Origin of the sequence: Thermophilibacter sp. ET337, from assembly GCF_024733715.1 — a bacterium.
Taxonomy (GTDB): domain Bacteria; phylum Actinomycetota; class Coriobacteriia; order Coriobacteriales; family Atopobiaceae; genus Thermophilibacter.
Genome location: NZ_JANRHO010000009.1, coordinates 19,405 through 37,536, shown reverse-complemented (window position 1 = coordinate 37,536; position 18,132 = coordinate 19,405). Strand labels below are relative to the sequence as shown.

Annotated in this window: 14 protein-coding genes; 3 read left to right on the top strand and 11 right to left on the bottom strand. The window is 67.2% G+C overall.

From position 1 onward, the window contains the following. Positions 1 to 36 precede the first annotated feature (36 nt). Positions 37 to 2,658 (bottom strand): bifunctional acetaldehyde-CoA/alcohol dehydrogenase, encoded by a 2,622-nt coding sequence (gene adhE / locus NW198_RS08170; protein ID WP_087315243.1) that lies wholly within the window; start codon positions 2,656 to 2,658, stop codon positions 37 to 39. A gap of 385 nt (positions 2,659 to 3,043) precedes the next feature. Beyond that, entirely contained in the window at positions 3,044 to 4,915 is a 1,872-nt protein-coding gene (locus tag NW198_RS08165; protein WP_258340723.1) for a PTS mannitol transporter subunit IICBA, read from the bottom strand. Between the two features lie 279 nt (positions 4,916 to 5,194). Between NW198_RS08165 and pfkB the strand changes: the two genes are divergently transcribed. From pfkB to NW198_RS08150, 3 genes are all read left to right on the top strand, one after another. After that, the gene (gene pfkB / locus NW198_RS08160; protein WP_258340722.1) at positions 5,195 to 6,124 is read left to right on the top strand and encodes a 1-phosphofructokinase; all 930 of its coding nucleotides are present in this window, start codon (positions 5,195 to 5,197) and stop codon (positions 6,122 to 6,124) included. Between the two features lie 92 nt (positions 6,125 to 6,216). Next, positions 6,217 to 7,482, top strand: a complete 1,266-nt coding sequence (locus NW198_RS08155) for a zinc-binding dehydrogenase (RefSeq protein ID WP_087315246.1) — start codon at positions 6,217 to 6,219, stop codon at positions 7,480 to 7,482. Between the two features lie 106 nt (positions 7,483 to 7,588). Then, entirely contained in the window at positions 7,589 to 8,353 is a 765-nt protein-coding gene (locus tag NW198_RS08150) for a DeoR/GlpR family DNA-binding transcription regulator (RefSeq protein ID WP_204204767.1), read from the top strand. Between the two features lie 55 nt (positions 8,354 to 8,408). On the opposite strand, the gene NW198_RS08145 is transcribed toward NW198_RS08150, so the two are convergent. The 9 genes from NW198_RS08145 to NW198_RS08105 form a co-directional block, all read right to left on the bottom strand. Continuing rightward, positions 8,409 to 8,726 (bottom strand): PLP-dependent transferase, encoded by a 318-nt coding sequence (locus tag NW198_RS08145; RefSeq protein ID WP_258340721.1) that lies wholly within the window; start codon positions 8,724 to 8,726, stop codon positions 8,409 to 8,411. Continuing rightward, positions 8,727 to 10,490: a threonine--tRNA ligase gene (thrS, locus tag NW198_RS08140; RefSeq protein ID WP_258340720.1), complete on the bottom strand. Its 1,764-nt coding sequence runs from the start codon at positions 10,488 to 10,490 to the stop codon at positions 8,727 to 8,729. It abuts the gene before it with no gap. Positions 10,491 to 11,044: 554 nt separating this feature from the next. After that, on the bottom strand, positions 11,045 to 11,479 hold the full coding sequence (locus NW198_RS08135; protein WP_258340719.1) for a zinc ribbon domain-containing protein: 435 nt from the start codon (positions 11,477 to 11,479) through the stop codon (positions 11,045 to 11,047). A 70-nt stretch (positions 11,480 to 11,549) separates the two neighbouring features. After that, positions 11,550 to 12,923: a folylpolyglutamate synthase/dihydrofolate synthase family protein gene (locus NW198_RS08130; protein WP_258340718.1), complete on the bottom strand. Its 1,374-nt coding sequence runs from the start codon at positions 12,921 to 12,923 to the stop codon at positions 11,550 to 11,552. A 474-nt stretch (positions 12,924 to 13,397) separates the two neighbouring features. After that, entirely contained in the window at positions 13,398 to 14,018 is a 621-nt protein-coding gene (gene folE / locus NW198_RS08125; RefSeq protein WP_087316843.1) for a GTP cyclohydrolase I FolE, read from the bottom strand. A gap of 3 nt (positions 14,019 to 14,021) precedes the next feature. Then, on the bottom strand, positions 14,022 to 14,852 hold the full coding sequence (locus NW198_RS08120) for a formate/nitrite transporter family protein (protein ID WP_258340717.1): 831 nt from the start codon (positions 14,850 to 14,852) through the stop codon (positions 14,022 to 14,024). Beyond that, positions 14,849 to 15,703, bottom strand: a complete 855-nt coding sequence (locus tag NW198_RS08115) for a bifunctional 5,10-methylenetetrahydrofolate dehydrogenase/5,10-methenyltetrahydrofolate cyclohydrolase (RefSeq protein ID WP_258340716.1) — start codon at positions 15,701 to 15,703, stop codon at positions 14,849 to 14,851. The genes NW198_RS08120 and NW198_RS08115 overlap by 4 nt, the downstream gene beginning before the upstream one ends. A 1-nt stretch (position 15,704) precedes the next feature. Beyond that, a complete protein-coding gene (locus NW198_RS08110) occupies positions 15,705 to 16,337 on the bottom strand; it encodes a cyclodeaminase/cyclohydrolase family protein (RefSeq protein WP_239386874.1) in 633 nt (210 codons plus the stop codon). A gap of 74 nt (positions 16,338 to 16,411) precedes the next feature. Continuing rightward, positions 16,412 to 18,085, bottom strand: a complete 1,674-nt coding sequence (locus NW198_RS08105; protein ID WP_258340715.1) for a formate--tetrahydrofolate ligase — start codon at positions 18,083 to 18,085, stop codon at positions 16,412 to 16,414. Between the last annotated feature and the right edge of the window lie 47 nt (positions 18,086 to 18,132).

Genomic DNA, 18,132 nt, shown 5'->3' with positions numbered 1-18,132 from the left:
TGCCTCCTTCTGGGCAACGAGAAGAACCGGCTGGGACTAGTCCTCGTAGGAGCTGGGCTCACGGCCGTAGAAGGCGTCGAGGTAGAGCTCCTTGATCTCGGAGATGAGCGGGTAGCGCGGGTTGGCGCCGGTGCACTGGTCGTTGAACGCGTTCTCGGACATCTCGTCGAGCGTGGCGAGGAAGTCCTCCTCGGTCACGCCGAAGCCGGCGATGGTCTCGGGCACGCCCACGTGAGCCTTGAGCTCCTCGATGCGGGCGATGAAGTTCTCGAAGACCTCCTGGTCGGTGCGGCCCTTGATGCCGCAGAAGCGACCGGCCTCCGCGTAGCGCGCGAGGGTCTTGGGGTGGTCGTACTGCGGGAAGGTGCCCATCTTCACCGGGCGCTCGGCGGCGTTGTAGCGCATGACGCGGGTCAGGATGACCGCGTTGGCCAGGCCGTGAGCGATGTGGTGATAGGCACCGAGCTTGTGGGCCATCGAGTGGTTGACGCCGAGGAAGGCGTTGGCGAAGGCCATGCCGGCGAGGCAGGAGGCGTTGGCCATGTGGTCGCGGGCCTCGACGTCGGTGCCGTCGTCATAGGCGCGCTCGAGATAGGTCAGGACGAGCTTCATAGCGCGCAGGGCGAGGCCGTCGGTGTAGTCGGACGCCATGATGGAGACGTAGGCCTCGAGGGCGTGCGTCAGGACGTCGACGCCGGAGGCGGCGGTCAGGCCCTTGGGCTGGGTCATCATGTTGTCGGTGTCGACGATGGCCATGTTGGGCAGGAGCTGGTAGTCGGCGATCGGCCACTTGGTGCCCGTGTTGGCGTCGGTGATGATCGAGAAGGGCGTGACCTCGGAGCCGGTGCCGGAGGAGGTGGGGATGGCCACGAAGAAGGCCTTCTCGCCCATCTGCGGGAAGGTGTAGACGCGCTTGCGGATGTCCATGAAGTCCATGGCCATGTCCTCGAACTTGGCCTCGGGGTGCTCGTACATCATCCACATGATCTTGCCGGCGTCCATCGCGGAGCCGCCGCCGATGGCGATGATGCAGTCAGGCTCGAAGGCCTTGACCTGCTCGAGGCCGCGCTCGCAGTCCTGGAGCTTGGGGTCGGGCGAGATGGACCAGAAGCTCGAGTAGACGATGCCCTGCTCGTCGAGGGACGCCTCGATCTTCTTGGTGAAGCCGCTCTTGTAGAGGAAGGAGTCGGTGACGATGAAGGCGCGCTTCTTGCCGTAGACCTCGGAGAGCTCGCGCAGGGCCACGGGCATGCAGCCCTTCTTGAAGAAGACCTTCTCGGGAACACGGAACCACAGCATGTTCTCACGCCTCTCTGCGACGGACTTGATGTTGAGCAGGTGCTGGGGGCCGACGTTGCCCGAGACGGAGTTGCCGCCCCAGGAGCCGCAGCCGAGCGTCAGCGACGGCGGCATCTTGAAGTTGTAGATGTCGCCGATGCCGCCCTGGGCGGCCGGGGTGTTGATGAGGATGCGGCACGTCTTCATGCGCTTGGCGTGCTCGGCCATCTTCTCGGTCTCGCGCGTGTCGATAAAGAGCGAGCTCGTGTGGCCGTAGCCGCCGTCGGCGATGAGGCGCTCGGCCTTGGAGAGGGCGTCCTCCCAGTTCTTGGCGCGATACATGCCGAGGATGGTGGTCAGCTTCTCGTGGGCCCAGGGCTCGGTGGGCTCGACGGACTCGACCTCGCCGATGAGCACCTTGGTGCTGGCGGGGACGGACACGCCGGCGGCCTCGGCGATCTTGGGGGCGGGCTGGCCGACCATCTTGGCGTTGACGCCGCCGTTGACGATGACGGTGTTGCCGACCTTGGCGATCTCGTCGCCCTGGAGGAAGTAGCAGCCGCGCTTCTGGAACTCGGCCTTGACCTTGTTGTAGACCTTGTCGAGGACGATGACGTTCTGCTCGGTGGCGCAGATCATGCCGTAGTCAAAGGTCTTGGAGTGGATGATCGAGTTGACGGAGAGCTCGATGTCGGCGGTGTCGTCGATGATGGCCGGGTTGTTGCCCGGGCCGACGCCCAGGGCGGGCTTGCCGGAGGAGTACGCGGCGTTGACCATGCCCGGGCCGCCGGTGGCGAGGATGATGTCGGCGGAGCGCATGAGCTCGGAGGTCATGTCGAGGGACGGCACGTCGACCCAGTCGATGATGCCCTTGGGGGCACCGGCGGCCTCGGCGGCCTCGCGCACGATGCGGGCGGCCTCGGCGGTGCACTTGCCGGCGCGCGGGTGCGGGGAGATGAGGATGGCGTTGCGGGTCTTCAGGGAGATGAGGGTCTTGAAGATGGCCGTGGACGTGGGGTTGGTCGTCGGGATAACGGCGGCGACGATGCCCAGGGGCTCGGCGATCTGCTTGTAGCCGAAGGCGGGATCGTCGGAGATGACGTCGCACGTCTTCATGTCCTTGTACTTGTTGTAGATGTACTCGGAGGCATAGTGGTTCTTGATGACCTTGTCCTCCATGACGCCGTAGCCGGTCTCCTCGACGGCCATCTTGGCAAGCGGGATGCGCGCCTTGTTGGCGGCCATGGCGGCCTCATAGAAGATCTTGTCCACCTGCTCCTGGGTGAACGTCGCGAACTCGGCCTGCGCGACGCGCATCTCCTTGATGCGCTCCTGCAGCGCCTCGACGCTGTCGATCGGGGTCCTGACGATGTCTGCCATGCGTTCCTCCTATTTCTCGGACCGTGCGTCGACGCATCGGCGCCGCGGTCGTACAAAGGACAGGGTAAAGCGCTTTGGTACGGCAACACAGATAAATCTCTTGGAGTATAGCATCACTTGGACGCTCGTCCCAACGAGCATGCCAGACGGGCGTCGGCCCGGCGCCCGCGGGCGGCGAGGCTGCCCGCCATGAGGGTTTGTACACCCGGCCTTGAGGGTATGTACACCGACCCGAAGGCACGTTCTTCTCGGCAACGCCCTGACCTGCGGGTTTACAGCCCGCACTTGATGGCGGGGTGTACATACCCTCAGAGGGCGGTGTACATACCCTCGGGACGATACGGGACGGGCGGCGCGAGTGGGACAAACACCTCCGGGGTGTCTGTCACGCGCGGCCAGAGAGGACGCTCACGACCCAGTCCACGTCGTCGGTCGTCTTCATCTTCTCGAGCACCGCCTCGTCCTCGAGGATCCGGCAGATGTTGGCGAGGACCTCGAGGTGCTCCTCTCCCCTGCCGGCGATGCCGAAGACGAGCTGGGCGCGCTCGTCGCCCCAGGAGATGCCCTCAGGGTACTGCTGCAGCACCACGCCGGTCCGCTCGACGGCGTCCTTGGCCTCGTTGGTGCCGTGCGGGATGGCGATGCCCATGCCGATGTAGACGCTCGTGAGGCGGTCGCGCTCGACCATGGCGTCGACGTAGGGCCGCTCGACGCAGCCGCGCTCGACGAGCAGGGCGCCGGAGGCGCGGATGCAGCTCTCGCGGTCGACGGGGGCCAGGCCCAGCTGGACGTCGGCGGCGGTGATGGCGAGGCTCGGGCGGTCGTCGGCCTCGGCCTGCTGGGCGGGCGCCGGGGCGGGCGTGGTCTCCATGAGCTCGGAGGCGTGGGAGATCTGCGTGAGCGCCTTGTAGAGCGCGTCGAGCGCCGGGTCGTCGAGGAAGTTGTCGATGGTCACGATCTGGGCCTGCGGGGCGCTCTTGCGGGCGCGTTCCGAGAGCACCCGCTGGCAGACGACGATGCTCGCGTCCCCGGGGACGGTGTCGACGCTCGAGTGCTCGACGGTGAGGTCGGGGCGCTCCGCCTTGACGCGGTTGCGGAAGCGGGTGGCGCCCATGGCGGAGGAGCCCATGCCGGCGTCGCAGGCAAAGACGATCTTGCCGCCCTGGGTGTCGGAGATGACGGCCGCCTCGGCGGAGCCCTTCATCTCGCGCATCTGTTGGCTCGCCTGGTCGAGGTCGGCCACGGCCATCGAGCGCACGAGCGGCACGGCGATGGCAAAGGAGACGCCCGCGGCGATGGCCACGCCGGCGAGATTCACGAGCATGAGGTCGGAGGGCGTCATCGAGATGAAGGCGATGATCGAGCCCGGGGAGGCCGCGGAGGTGAGGCCGGCTCCGGTGAAGCTGTACCACGCGATGGCGCACATGTTGCCCACGATCGGCGCGACGATGACCTTGGGATTCATGAGCACGTACGGGAAGTAGATCTCGTGGATGCCACCAAAGAAGTGGATGATCACCGCGCCCGGGGCGGACTGACGGGTCTTCGCGTCCTTGCAGAAGAAGCAGTACGCGAGAAGGACGCCGAGGCCCGGGCCGGGGTTGGCCTCGAGCATGTACATGATGGAGCGCCCCGTGGCCTCGGCCTGCGCGATGCCGATGGGCGTGAAGATGCCGTGGTTGATGGCGTTGTTGAGGAAGAGCACCTTGGCGGGCTCGATGAAGATGGCGAGCAGCGGCATGAGGCCGTACTGCATGAGGATCTGCACGCCGCCCATGAGCACGGCGAGGATGGTGGTCATGATCGGGCCGATGGCGATGTAGCCGAGCATCGCGAGCAGCATGCCGATGATGCCCACCGAGAAGTTGTCGATCAGCATCTCGAAGCCCGCGGGCGTGCGGCCCTCCATGAACCGGTCGAACAACTTGACGACCCAGCCGGCGAACGGGCCCATGACCATGGCGCCCATGAGCATGGTGGTGTCGGGGGCTCCCGCGATGCAGCCGATGACGGCGATGGCGCCGGCGATGCGACCGCGGTCGCCGCCGGTGAGGTATCCGCCCTGGGCGGCGATGAGCACGGGGATGAGATAGCTGAGCATGGGCGTGGCGATGCTCGCGAACTGCTCGTTGGGCAGCCAGCCCGTCGGGATGAACAGGGCGGTCAGAAAGCCCCAGGCGATGAAGGCGCCGATGTTGGGCATGACCATGCCGCTGAGGAACTTGCCGAACTTAGAGAGACCTTCTCTGATCGACATCGGTCCCTCCTTCCTAAGACCCGTCGCAACGGGTCGACGCGTTGAACAGGATGGGCTGCGCCCGTGACTTTTGTTTCAACGGTTGTCATTCTAAGATTTTGTTTCGATAGTTCTTCTCGGTTTCTTGAATTGCCGTTAAACGGCATATTTTAGGGTGTGAACGGTGTGGTTTCTGTCAACTTTCCTTTTGTATTGACAACTCAAGTATTGTCGTTATGATGACTGTTGACTTTTGTTTCGACAGTTTTAGCGAGAAGGACGAAAGAAAGGAGCAGCCCGATGATCTACACCGTCACGCTGAACCCGGCGCTCGACAAGACGGCGCGGGTCCCCGGCTTCACCCTCGACGAAGTCAACCGCATCACGGAGCTTCGCGTGGACCCGGGCGGCAAGGGCATCAACGTCTCGAAGGTGATCGCGAAGCTCGGCGGGACGAGCCGCGCCGTCGCGCTGCTGGGAGGGTCGGTCGGCGAGAAGATCTCCTCGATGCTCGCCGAAGCCGGAATCGACGTGTGGGCCTTCGAGGCAAACGGGGAGACCCGCACCAACCTCAAGGTCGTCGACGAGAAGCTCGGCACCTACACCGACATCAACGAGCCGGGCCCCGAGGCCACCGTGTCTCAGCTCGACGCGATGCTCGGGGGGCTCGCCCAGGGCCTCATGTCCGGCGACATCGTCGTGCTCTCGGGAAGCCTTCCCAAGGGCGCCCCGGTCGCGACCTACGCCGCCTGGGGCCGCGCCTGCGCCAAGGCGGGCGCGAAGGTCTTCCTCGACGCCGACGGCGACGCGCTCACCCGCGGGCTCGACGCGTCGCCCTTCCTCGTGAAGCCCAACGACGCCGAGCTCGAGCGCCTCTGCGGCAAGAAGCTCCACGACGAGCGGGAGGTGGCCGTCGTGGCGAGAAAGCTCGTGGACGCCGGGGTGTCCCGCGTGGTCGTCTCCATGGGTGGCCGGGGCGCCGTGCTCGTGGAGGGCGAGCGCGTCCTTCTCGCCCGCTCTCCCAAGGTGCGCGTGGGATCGACGGTCGGCGCCGGGGACTCCGTGGTCGCCGCCCTCGCCTTTGCCGAGGAGCGCGGCATGGGGCTCGACGAGACTGCGCGCCTGGCGATGGCCACCGGCGCCGCCAACGTCATGCAGTCCGGCACGCAGGCCGCCGAACGAGAGCTCGTGGACTCGCTTCTCGACAAGGTCTCGCTCGAGGAGCTCTAGGGCACCGCAGGTTGACAAAAGAACCTGACGACATTGTCAAAAGTTGACAAAAGAACCTGACGACATTGTCAACATCACAGAGAGGAACCATCATGAAGGCAAAGGCAGTGCGTCTCCACGCGGCTAACGACCTGCGTCTGGAGGAGTTCGAGCTTCCCGCGATCAAGGATGACGAGGTGCTCGTGAAGGTCGTCTCCGACAGCATCTGCATGTCCACGTACAAGTGCGCCACGCTCGGCGTCGACCACAAGCGCGTGCACGAGGACGTGGCCGTACACCCCGCCATCATGGGCCACGAGTTTGCCGGCGACATCGTGGAGGTGGGCGCCAAGTGGGCCGACCGCTTCAAGCCCGGCATGAAGTTCACCATCCAGCCCGCCCTCAACTACAAGGGCACCATGTGGAGCCCGGGCTACTCCTACGAGTTCTGCGGCGGCGACGCCACCTACTGCATCCTGCCGGCCGAGGTCATGGAGTGCGACTGCCTGCTCGAGTACACCGGCGAGGCGTACTACCAGGCGTCGCTCGCCGAGCCCATGAGCTGCTCGATCGGCGCCTTCCACGCCGCCTACCACACGCAGATGGGCGTCTACACCCACGAGATGGGCATCCGCGAGGGCGGCAAGCTCGCCATCGTGGCCGGCGCGGGCCCCATGGGCCTGGGGGCGCTCACCTACGCCCTGCACTGCGACCGTCGCCCGGCGCTGGTGTGCGTGGCCGACATCAACCAGGAGCGCCTGGACCGCGCCGCGGAGCTCTTCCCGCCCGAGGAGGTCAAGGCCGAGACGGGCATCGACCTCGTCTTCATCAACAACGGCGCCTACGAGGACCAGGTGGCGGCGCTGCGCGAGGTCTCTGGCGGCACCGGCTTTGACGACGTGCTCTGCTACGCCCCGGTCGCCCCGGTGGTCACGCTCTCCGACGCGATCCTGGGCCGCGACGGCTGCCTTAACTTCTTTGCCGGCCCCACCGACAAGAACTTCTCGGCGAAGATGAACTTCTACGAGGTGCACTACGGCTCCCACCACGTGATGGGCACCACGGGCGGCAACACCGACGACATGGTCGAGTCGCTCGAGCTCACGGCTGCCGACCGCATTGACCCCTCCGTCATGGTCACCCACGTGGGAGGCCTCGACGCGGCCGCCCAGACCACGCTCGAGCTGCCCAAGATCCCGGGCGGCAAGAAGCTCATCTACACGCACGTGAGCATGCCGCTCACGGCGCTCGAGGACCTGCGCGCCAAGGCTGACGAGGACGAGCGCTACGCCGGCCTCGCCGACATCGTCGAGGCCAACCGCGGACTCTGGTGCCCGGCCGCCGAGCGCTACCTGCTCGAGCACTGGACCGAGGCCTAGGCCATTAGAGCCCCCTGGGCGCACGGCAGGCGCCCCCGGACGTCGCGCGCGTCCGGGGGCGCCTTCGATATAAAATGACGAGACCAAGAGGACGGGAGGTCTCCAGATGAGCACGAGCATGCAGGAGCGCCGCGACGCGATCGCGCAGTTTGTCACCGCCGAGGGAAGCGTCACGTTCGGCCAGCTCAAGAAGGCGTTCTCCAACGTCTCCGAGATGACGCTGCGCACCGACCTCAAGGCCCTCGACGAGGCTCGCCGCATCGTGCGCACCCACGGGGGCGCCCGCTCGGTGGAGTACGTCGTGGGGACCGACGACCTCCTGCTCAACCGCAGCACCAGAAACGTCGAGGCCAAGGCGCTCATCGCCCGCAAGGCCAAGGGGCTCGTCCGTCCGGACAGCACGATCTTTCTCGACTCCGGCACCACCACGACGGCGCTCGCCCGCGAGCTCGACGACGTGCGCATGCTCGCCTTCACCAACAGCCTCACCTGCGCGGCGGAGCTCGCGCGCCTCGAGAGGGCCCGCACGATCATGGTCGGCGGCAGCCTCAACCGCTTCAGCATGAGCCTCAACGGCTCCAAGACCATCGAGCAGGTCGGCGAGCTCTCCTTCGACCTGCTCTTCCTGGGGGTGACGTCGTTTCAGTCCTCCTCGGGCTTCGCCTGCGGCTCGGACGACGAGGCGGCCCTCAAGCGCGCGCTCATCGCCCACGCCGAGAGGACCGTCGTGCTCATGGACTCCTCCAAGCTCGGGCAGAGAAGCACGTTCAAGATCTGCGACCTCGCCGACGTGGACTGCGTGGTCTCCGACGAAAACCTGACCGAGCACTTCAAGAAGTACTGCGAGGAGGCCGAGGTCGAGGTCCTCTGACGCTCCGTCCGCGAGTGGGGTATCTGCCCCACGGGGCGTCTGCCCCATCCTGTAGCTACAGGGCGCTCTCGAGCTCCATGACCTGCTGGCGCGCGTCGCGCGCGTCGGCCTCCCAGAGGCGCCACTCCCCCGCCGCGTCGCCCGCCACGCGATAGGCCACGCGCGGCCCGAAGCCGCCCACAAGGGCGTTCGCCGCGCGCGGGAAGTCGGGATCGGCCTTCAGCCCCGGGTAGCGCACGGCCTCGACGCGCGGGTGGCAGACGAGGTAGTTGGCCACCACCTGCGCGGCATCCGAGAGAACGCGCCAGCGCTCCCGTCCCATCTGGGACGAGAGCGCCAGCAGAGCGTCTATGTCGAGGTCCTTCTCGCCCACTTAGCGGCGCTCGGCGATCTCGGACACGACGTCGGAGATGAACTCGTCGAGCTCGCGCGTCACGGTCTCGTTGGAGCGGTCGCGCACGGACACGTTACCGGCCTCGACCTCCTGCTCGCCGATGATGAGCATGTAGGGTGGGCGGTCGACGTTGCGGGCCTCGCGAATCTTGTAGCCGATCTTCTCGTCGCGCTCGTCGAGCACGGCGCGGATGCCGGCGGCCTCGAGCCTCTCCGTCACCGAGCGCGCGTAGTCGCGACTCTTCTCGGAGACCGGCAGGACCTTCACCTGGCACGGGGCGAGCCAGGTGGGGAACTTGCCGGCGAAGTGCTCGATAAGGATGCCGATGAAGCGCTCGATGGAGCCGAAGCACACTCGGTGCAGCATGATCGGGCGCTTCTTGGAGCCGTCGGCGTCCGTGTACTCCAGGTCGAAGTTGATCGGCATCTGGAAGTCGAGCTGCACGGTGCCGCACTGCCAGGTGCGCCCGAGCGAGTCCTCCAGGTGGAAGTCGATCTTGGGGCCGTAGAAGGCGCCGTCGCCCTCGTTGACCACGTAGTCCTTGCCGAGCTTCTCGAGGGCCACGCGCAGGGCCTCCTCGGCGCGCTCCCAGTCCTCGTCCGAGCCCATGGAGTCCTCGGGGCGGGTGGAGAGCTCGAGGTGGTAGGTGAAGCCGAACTTCTCGTACACCGAGTCGATCAGGTTCACGACGCCGATGATCTCGTCGGTGAGCTGGTCGGGGCGCACGAAGAGGTGGGCGTCGTCCTGGTTGAAGCAGCGCACGCGGAAGAGGCCGTGCAGGGCGCCGCGCATCTCGTGACGGTGCACGAGGCCGATCTCGCCCGCGCGGATGGGAAGCTCGCGGTAGCTGTGCGGCTTAGAGGAGTACACGAGTACGCCGCCCGGGCAGTTCATGGGCTTCACGCAGTACTCCTCGTCGTCGATGATCGTGGAGTACATGTTGTCCTTGTAGTGGTCCCAGTGGCCGGAGGTCTTCCAGAGCTCCTTGCTCATGATCATGGGCGTGGAGATCTCCACGTAGCCGGCGGCGCGGTGGATCTCGCGCCAGTAGTTGAGCAGCTCGTTTTTGAGCGTCATGCCGTTGGGCAGGAAGAACGGGAAGCCCGGCGCCTCGTCGCGCATCATGAAGATGTCCATCTCGCGGCCGATCTTGCGGTGGTCGCGCTTCTTGGCCTCCTCGAGCAGGCGCAGGTGCTCGTCGAGCTCGTCCTTGGTGGCGAAGGCGGTGCCGTTCACGCGGATGAGCATCTTGTTGTTCTTGTCGCCCTTCCAGTAGGCGCCGGAGACGCCCGTGAGCTTGAAGGCCTTGAGCGCCTTGGTATAGGTGAGGTGCGGGCCCACGCACATGTCGACGTACTCACCCTGCTGGTAGAAGGTGATGCGCGCGTCCTCGGGCAGATCGCCGATGTGCTCGACCTTGTACTTCTCGCCGCGCTCCTCCATGAGGGCGACGGCCTCGGCGCGGGGCAGCTCGAAGACGGTGAACTTGAGGTTCTCCTTCACGATCTTTCTCATCTCGGCCTCGATCGCGGGGAAGTCCTCCTCGGAGATCTTCTGGCCCTCGGGCAGGTCGATGTCGTAGTAGAAGCCGTTGTCAGTCGCGGGGCCGTAAGCGAAGTCGGCCTCCGGGTAGAGGCGCTTGATGGCCTGGGCCATGATGTGGGCGGCGCTGTGGCGGACGACGTGGGTGAGCTCGTCGGCCGGGCACTCGTCGATGTGGCCGTCGTTGTACAGGACCTTCATGGGAATACCTTTCTCTGGCATGGTCTCCAAACATGAAAAACGCCCGCACGCCACCCGAAGGGCGACGTCGAGCGATATGTGGCGCCTGTCCGGGGCCTGCCGGCCCTGGGAAGGGACAGACGCCTAGATAGTCTGCGTTCGAGCGATATGTGCGAAGATGCGCTGCATCGAGACACGCCTTTCGTCTTTGGACAGCATAGGTTTACCACAACTGGGCGTTCGCCATGCGCGGGGAAACAGATTCGCAGCATCTGCGCGGACGGGTGACGAGAAGTGCCTACGTGCGGGAACCGGACGGTTTGGGGTCCGGAACTGTCCGGAAGCCGCACGCGTCCGGGCTACGTGCGGGGATCGGACGGTATTACATCCCAGACCGTCCGGACGCCGCACGTGTCCGGGCTACGTGCGGGGATCGGACGGTATTACGTCCCAGACCGTCCGGAAGCCGCACGTGCATCTCGACACGACGCCACGATCGCACGGACGCTCCCCCGCCATACGAGAACGGCCCCGCAGAAGCGGGGCCGCGCCATGCCGAGAAGAACAGAGGGCCGCTACTGGATGCGGGTGCGGCAGTAGGGGCACACCTTCCAGTCCGCGTTGAGCGGGCGGTGGCAGGTGGGGCAGACGTTGCGGACCTGCGTGTTGCAGATCGGGCAGACCACGAAGTCGCGGTCGATGGGGGCGCCGCACTTGGGGCAGATGCCGTAGTGGCTGAGCTGGTGCTCGCGAAGGGCGATGTCGAGGTCCTGCTCCTCGCGATCGATGAGGTAGGAGCTCGGACGCAGGATGACGTAGGCGAGCAGACCCACGACGGGGATGACCGAGATGATGGCCCACATCCACCAGGGCTCCGCGCCGCGGCGCTGGGCGTCACGGATCACGTAGACGATTGAGAGGATGTAGAGCATGACGACGCACACGACCATGAGGTAGAGGACCATGCGGACCTCAGGGGTGATGAGCTGGTCGAACAGTTCTTGCGCCATATCGGGGACTCCTTTGAACACCGGAACGGCGCCGGACGCGGCGCCACAGACAGCGAAATTGTAGCAAAAGCTATCGGAAAAGGCCCGCAAGCTCGCCCGCAAGCGTGATAGACCCACACGCCACGCACGATTCTCCACATAATGCCGATGCGGCGGCCTCAACCGTGGGATACGTTCCCGTCACCTCCGTGCCAGCTGCGGCAAAGAGCTCGGCGAGCTCGGATGCGGGCAGCGCACGCGGGGACGCGGTCTGGGTGACCGCGACGCGGGGAAACGCCCCGGAAAGAAGATCGACGATGCCCCGGACGTCCTTGTCGGCGAGCACCGCGGCCAGAAGCAGCGGCCGCGGCTCGCCCTCGGGCAGTACGTCCTCGAGCGCGGAGAGGAAGGTCTCGACCGACTGCGGGTTGTGGCAGGCGTCGATGAGCAGCGGCGGCTCGGGGCGCAGCAGCTGGAAGCGACCAGGCGTCGGGCACTGGACGATCGAGGTGAAGAGCGCCTCCGCGTCGAGCTCGCGACCGAGGTACCCCTCGGCGAGCGTCACCGCGCAGGCAATGTTCTGCGCCTGGTAGGAGGGCTTGAGCGCGGCGAGCTCCGGATAGGTCGCGCGCGGCGTGGTCACGTCGAGCTCGAGCGGCCCGCCCAGGCGGCGTGGGACCTTGGTCACGCGGAAGGAGGCGACGGTCAGCCCCGCGTCCTTCTCGCCCGCGGCATCGGGACGCACGAGCACGGGCGTCACGCCGGCGGCGCGCGCCTGTTCCAGGAACACGTCCTCGACGCTCCTGGGGTCCGCGGTCCCCGTGCCCAGCACGCAGGCGCGGCCGGGCTTGATGATCGCCGCCTTCTCCCCCGCGATCTCCTCGAGCGTGTCCCCGAGGATGCGCATGTGGTCGAGGCCGATGCCGGTCACCGCGACGGCACGGATGGACTTGGCGGCGGAGGTGGCGTCCCAGCGGCCGCCCATCCCGCACTCGAGCACCGCCACGTCGACGCCCGCCTCGGCGAAGACGACCATCGCCGCCACGGTGAGGGTGTCGAACTCGGTGATGTCGTAGGGTCGAAGTCCCTGCGCCGAACGGCGGGCGTTCACGCGCTCCCCCGCCACGTGCGCGGCCGAGACGCCGTGCGCGAAGGCCTCCTCGGAGACCGGGTCGCCGGCGACCTCCATGCGCTCGGTGTAGCTCACAAGCTCGGGCGAGGTATAGAGCGCCGTGCGAAGCCCCTCGCCGGCAAGAATCGCAGCCGCGTAGCGAGAGGTCGAGGTCTTCCCGTTGGTGCCGGCGATCTGCACGCACTCGAAGGCGAGGTCGGGGTCTCCGAGCTCCGCGAGCATGTCCTCCACGGTCTCGAGCAGCGGCTCGATGCCAAACCGGAGCGCCCCGCGCACGATCGCGAGCGCCTCCTCGTAGGAAATCTTCGGAACCTCAAACGGCAGCTGGTACATTACTCCCCCTTTTTACTCTTCTGGACGGCGCCTGGGCATACCCCGGCGCTCAGACAGTCCTCGCCGCAGAGAGCGCGGCTGCGGAACTCTCGGCGGGGTATGCCCAGGCCCCTGTCGTAAGGTTATCTGGCACAACCTGGGGCGCTCAAGCGACAGGCCCTTCTCGGCGTTGTGTACACTCGGCTACGTTGTGTACACAGATAAAAGTTTGAAGTTCGTCCCGAGGTCACAAAATCGCAGGTAGAGGCTTTGTCGTACTTCTCGTCAAACTTTTGCTGTGTACACACCGCAAGGGAATGTGCACAACGGCTCATAGTGTACACAACGAGAGACGAGAAGAACGGCAGGCAAGAAGGACGTGCGGCGTGAGGCGTGCTCCCCGAGCGGGGAACGTCCGCCGCGAGTTCTTGCCGCGCCCTCTGCGGCAAGCTGTTCGAGCGCCGGATGTTCCCCGCTCGGGGAGCACGCACGTGGCTACAGCCCCAGAAGCCGCAAAGCCTCCTGACGGGTCTTGAGGTCGCGCAGGCAGCCGCGGACGGCGGAGGTCGTGGTGAGCGCGCCGGCCGCTCTAACGCCGCGCATGGTCATGCAGGTGTGCTCGGCCTCCATCACCACGAGGACGCCGAGCGGGTCGAGCTCGCGCACCATCGCGTCGGCCACCTGCCCGGTGAGGCGCTCCTGGACCTGGAGCCGCCGCGCGTAGCCCGAGACGCAGCGCGCGATCTTGGAGAGGCCGGTGATGCGGCCGTCGCGCGGGATGTAGCAGACGTGGGCGCGGCCGGTGAACGGCAGGATGTGGTGCTCGCAGAGGGAGGAGAACGGGATGTCCTTGACGATCACCATCTCCTGGTTGCCGGGCTCGTGGAACTGCTTGCGCAGGTGGGCGCCCGGGTCCTCCTGCATGCCGCCGAGGATCTCCTCGCAGGCGCGCGCCACGCGGTCGGGCGTGCCGAGAAGCCCCTCGCGGTCCGGGTCCTCGCCGATGGCGAGCAGAAGCTCGCGCACGGCGGCCTCCACCCGCGTCTTGTCGATCGGGCGAAAGCCCTGGCCGTTCTTCTCGCCCCGTGCGCCCGGGGTGCGCTCGAGATCTGCCATCGTCTACCCCCTCGAACGGCCGCGACCGTAGACGAACCAGTAGGACATGCCCACGAGCACCACGCCGCCCACGAGGTTGCCCAGCGTGGCTGCCGTCAGGTTGCTCACGACGCCCGCGAGGTCGACGGAGCCGGCGCAGGCGCCCGTCGCCTGCAGCATGAGGGCGTAAGGCAGGAAGAACATGTTGGCCACGCAGTGCTCGAAGCCCGCCGCCATGAAAGCCATGACCGGGAGCAGGGCCGAGAAGAACTTGTCGGTGACAGACGTGGCGGCATGTCCCACCCAGACGGCGAGGCACACGAGCGTGTTGCAGAGGATGGCGCGCGCGAAGGCGACGCCCCAGTCGAGGGCGACCTTGCCCTCGGCGACCGTGATGGCCGCCTCGCCGACCGCTCCGCCGTTGGCGGAGGCCACGCCCGCGGCGAGCACGAGCCCGGCGGCGAGCACGCTGCCCACGAGGTTGCCGAGAAGCACGAGCGCCCAGCTGGCGAAAAGACGCTTCCACGAGAAGCGGCCGGCGAGCGGGCCCATCACCATGAGGCAGTTGCCGGTGAAGAGCTCCGCGCCGGCGGCGAGGATGAGAAAGAGCCCCAGCGTGAAGGCAAAGCCGCCGAGCAGCTGCGTTGCCGCGAAGGGAAGCTCCGCGTCGGACTTGACCACGAGCATGAACGTGGCGCCCATCGAGATGAACGCCCCGGCCATGACGGAGAGCACCAGTCCGCTCACGACGTCGGTCTTTGCCTTGGTCTCGGCGACGCGCTCGTTTTTGAGCTCCATCGACGCGGGGGTCATCGCCCCGCTGTAGGACGACGACGGCTTCTCGGTTACCTTCATGCGATGCTCCTCTCCGCCGCCTCGATCACGTGGCGGGCGAGAATGGCCGTTGTGACGGACCCCACGCCTCCCGGCACGGGGGTGAGGGCGTCGACGACGCCCTCGGCAGCCCGCGGGTCGACGTCGCCGACGAGCGAGCGGCTTCGCTCGTCCCAGTTGATGCCCACGTCCACCACCACCTGGCCCGGGCGAAGGTCGCCCACGCCCACCGCGCCGGCGCGCCCCGCCGCGGCGATCACCAGGTCGGCGCGGGCGACCTCGGCGGCGAGGTCTTTGGTGCGCGTGTGGCAGAGCGTGACGGTGGCGTTTCTCGCCAGAAGCATCATGGCGACGGGACGCCCGATGACCAGCGAGCGCCCGACGACGACCGCGCGGGCCCCCTCGAGCCCGTAGCCGTAGTGGTCGAGGATCGCGAGGACCGCGGCGGCGGTGCACGGCGGGAAGCCGAGCTCGCGGCCGGAGAAGACGCCGTAGAGAGAGCCCGCGGTGACGCCGTCGACGTCCTTGGCGGGGTCGAGCGCGGCGCAGAGGGCGGCCTCGTCCACCTGCGGGGGCAGCGGGCGCATGATCAGGCACCCGTGGACCGTGGCGTCCCCGTTAACGCGCTCGATGGCGCCGAGCAGGGCCTCGGTGCTCACGTCGTCAGGGAAACCGAGCAGTCTCACGGCGATGCCGAGACGATCGCAGCGCTTGAGCGCGGCGCGCTCGTAGGCGAGGTCGTCGGGCCGTTCGCCGACGCGCACGATGGCGAGGGTCGGCGTCACTCCGCGCGCGACGAGCGCGGCGACGCGAGGGGCGGCGTCATCCGTGAGGGCCGCGGCGACGGGCGCGCCGCGCAGGAACTCCGTCACGTCATGCCCTCCCGCGGATCTTCTCGGCGATGACGTCAGCGAGCGCGCGGGCGCGCCCGACGTACTCCTCGAGGAGCTCCTCGCAGGTGGCGTCGATGCGCGCCGCCTGCTGCCGGTCGCGCAGGGCGGCGGTGTTAACGCTCACGTTGACGCCGGCGCCCTCGAGCGCGGCGAGCGCGAGCAGCGCACCGGTCACGACGTCGGAGGCGAGCGTCGGCGTGCCGATCTGACCCATGCGCTCGAGCAGGGTGATCGCGCGGCAGCACTCCCCCATCATCGCGAGCGGCGCCATGCAGGCGCCCTCCGTGGCCTCCTCGATCGCCTCGTCGCGACCGGGGGCCCCCTTGGGCAGCGCATAGGCCTCGATGAGCGGCGAGAAGCCCGACGCGTCCTCCTCGATGAGCTCGAGCAGCCGGAAGCGCACGTCCTCGGCCTCGTCCATGAGGCCCGCGACCTCGTCCTCGACGTCCGCGAAGCGCGCCTTGCCGATGGTGAACGAGCCCACCATCGAGCAGAGCGCCGCGGCGAGCGCGCCCGCGAGCGCGCAGGCGCCGCCGCCCCCGGGGACGCTCGTGCGCGCGGCGAGCCGCTCGGCGAACTCCTCGCAGCTCAGCTCCATGAATCGCTCTTCCACGGTTACTCCTTCGGGGTTCCCTGAGCGGGCCCGGGTCGAAAGACTTGACAATATAACCTGACGATATTGTCAAGTTAGAACAGGCCGACGATCTTGCCGTCGGGCGTGACGTCGATCTTCTCGGCGGCCGGGACCTTGGGAAGGCCCGGCATGGTCATGATGTCGCCGGTGAGCGCCACGATGAAGCCCGCGCCCGCGGAGACCTTGAGGTTGCGCACCGTGATGCGGAAGCCGCGTGGCGCGCCGAGCTTGGTCTGGTCGTCGGTGAAGGAGTACTGGGTCTTGGCCACGCAGATGGGCAGGCCGCCAAAGCCCTGCTCCTCGAGCTGCTTCAGCTGCTTGGCCGCGGAGCTCGTGAAGTCAACGCCGTCGGCGTGGTAGACCTTGGTGGCGATGGCGTTCAGCTTGTCCGCGATCGAGGCCTCGACGTCATAGGCAAAGCGGAAGTCGCTCGGCTCCTCGCAGAGGCGCACGACCTCCTCGGCGAGCGCCCGGCCGCCCTCGCCGCCCTTGGCCCAGACCTCGGAGAGCGCGACGTTGACGCCGAGCTCGTTGCACTTGCGCTCGACGAGCGCGAGCTCGGCGGGGGTGTCCGTGGGGAAGGCGTTGATGGCAACCACCACGGGCAGGCCCCACACCTCGCGGATGTTGGAGACGTGCTGCAGCAGGTTGGGCAGGCCGGCCTCGAGCGCCTCGAGGTTCTCGGCCCCCAGGTCCGCCTTGGCGACGCCGCCGTTGTACTTGAGGGCGCGCACGGTGGCCACGAGCACGACGGCGCTCGGCTGGATGCCGGCGTAGCGGCACTTGATGTCCAGGAACTTCTCGGCACCCAGGTCCGCGCCGAAGCCGGCCTCGGTGACCACGTAGTCGGCGAGCTTGAGCGCCGTCGTGGTGGCCTCGACGGAGTTGCAGCCGTGCGCGATGTTGGCGAACGGGCCGCCGTGGACGAAGGCGGGGTTGCCCTCGAGCGTCTGCACGAGGTTGGGCTTGATGGCGTCCTTGAGCAGGGCGGTCATCGCGCCCTCGGCGTGGATGTCGGCCACGGTGACGGGCTTGCGATCGTAGGTGTAGGCGATGACCATGCGGGCCAGGCGGGCCTTCAGGTCCATGAGGTCGGTGGCGAGGCAGAACACGGCCATGACCTCGGAGGCCACGGTGATGTCAAAGCCGTCCTGGCGCGGCATGCCGTCCGCGACGCCGCCCAGGCCGTCCACGACGTTACGGAGCTGCCGGTCGTTCATGTCCACGCAGCGCTTCCAGACCACGCGACGCGGGTCGATGCCCAGGGCGTTGCCCTGCTTGATGTGGTTGTCGAGCATGGCGGCGCAGAGGTTGTTGGCCGCGCCGATGGCGTGGAAGTCACCCGTGAAGTGGAGGTTGATGTCCTCCATCGGGACGACCTGCGCGTAGCCGCCGCCGGCCGCGCCGCCCTTGATGCCAAAGACCGGGCCGAGCGAGGGCTCGCGCAGGGCGAGCATGGTCTGGTGCCCCATGAGGTTCATGGCGTCCGCCAGGCCGATCGAGGTGGTGGTCTTGCCCTCGCCGGCGGGCGTGGGGTTGATGGCGGTCACGAGGACGAGCTTGCCCCTGCGCGGCGCGTCCGCGAGGGAGTGGATGTCGACCTTTGCCTTGGTGCGCCCGTAGGGCTCGATCATGTCCTCGGTGAGGCCGGCGCGCGCGGCGACCTCGGCGATGGGCAGCATCTTGGCTTCCTGGGCGATCTCGATGTCCGACTTGTACTCAGCCATAACCGTCCCTCCGACGCGATGTGCGATCGATGTGCTATTCGTCTAAC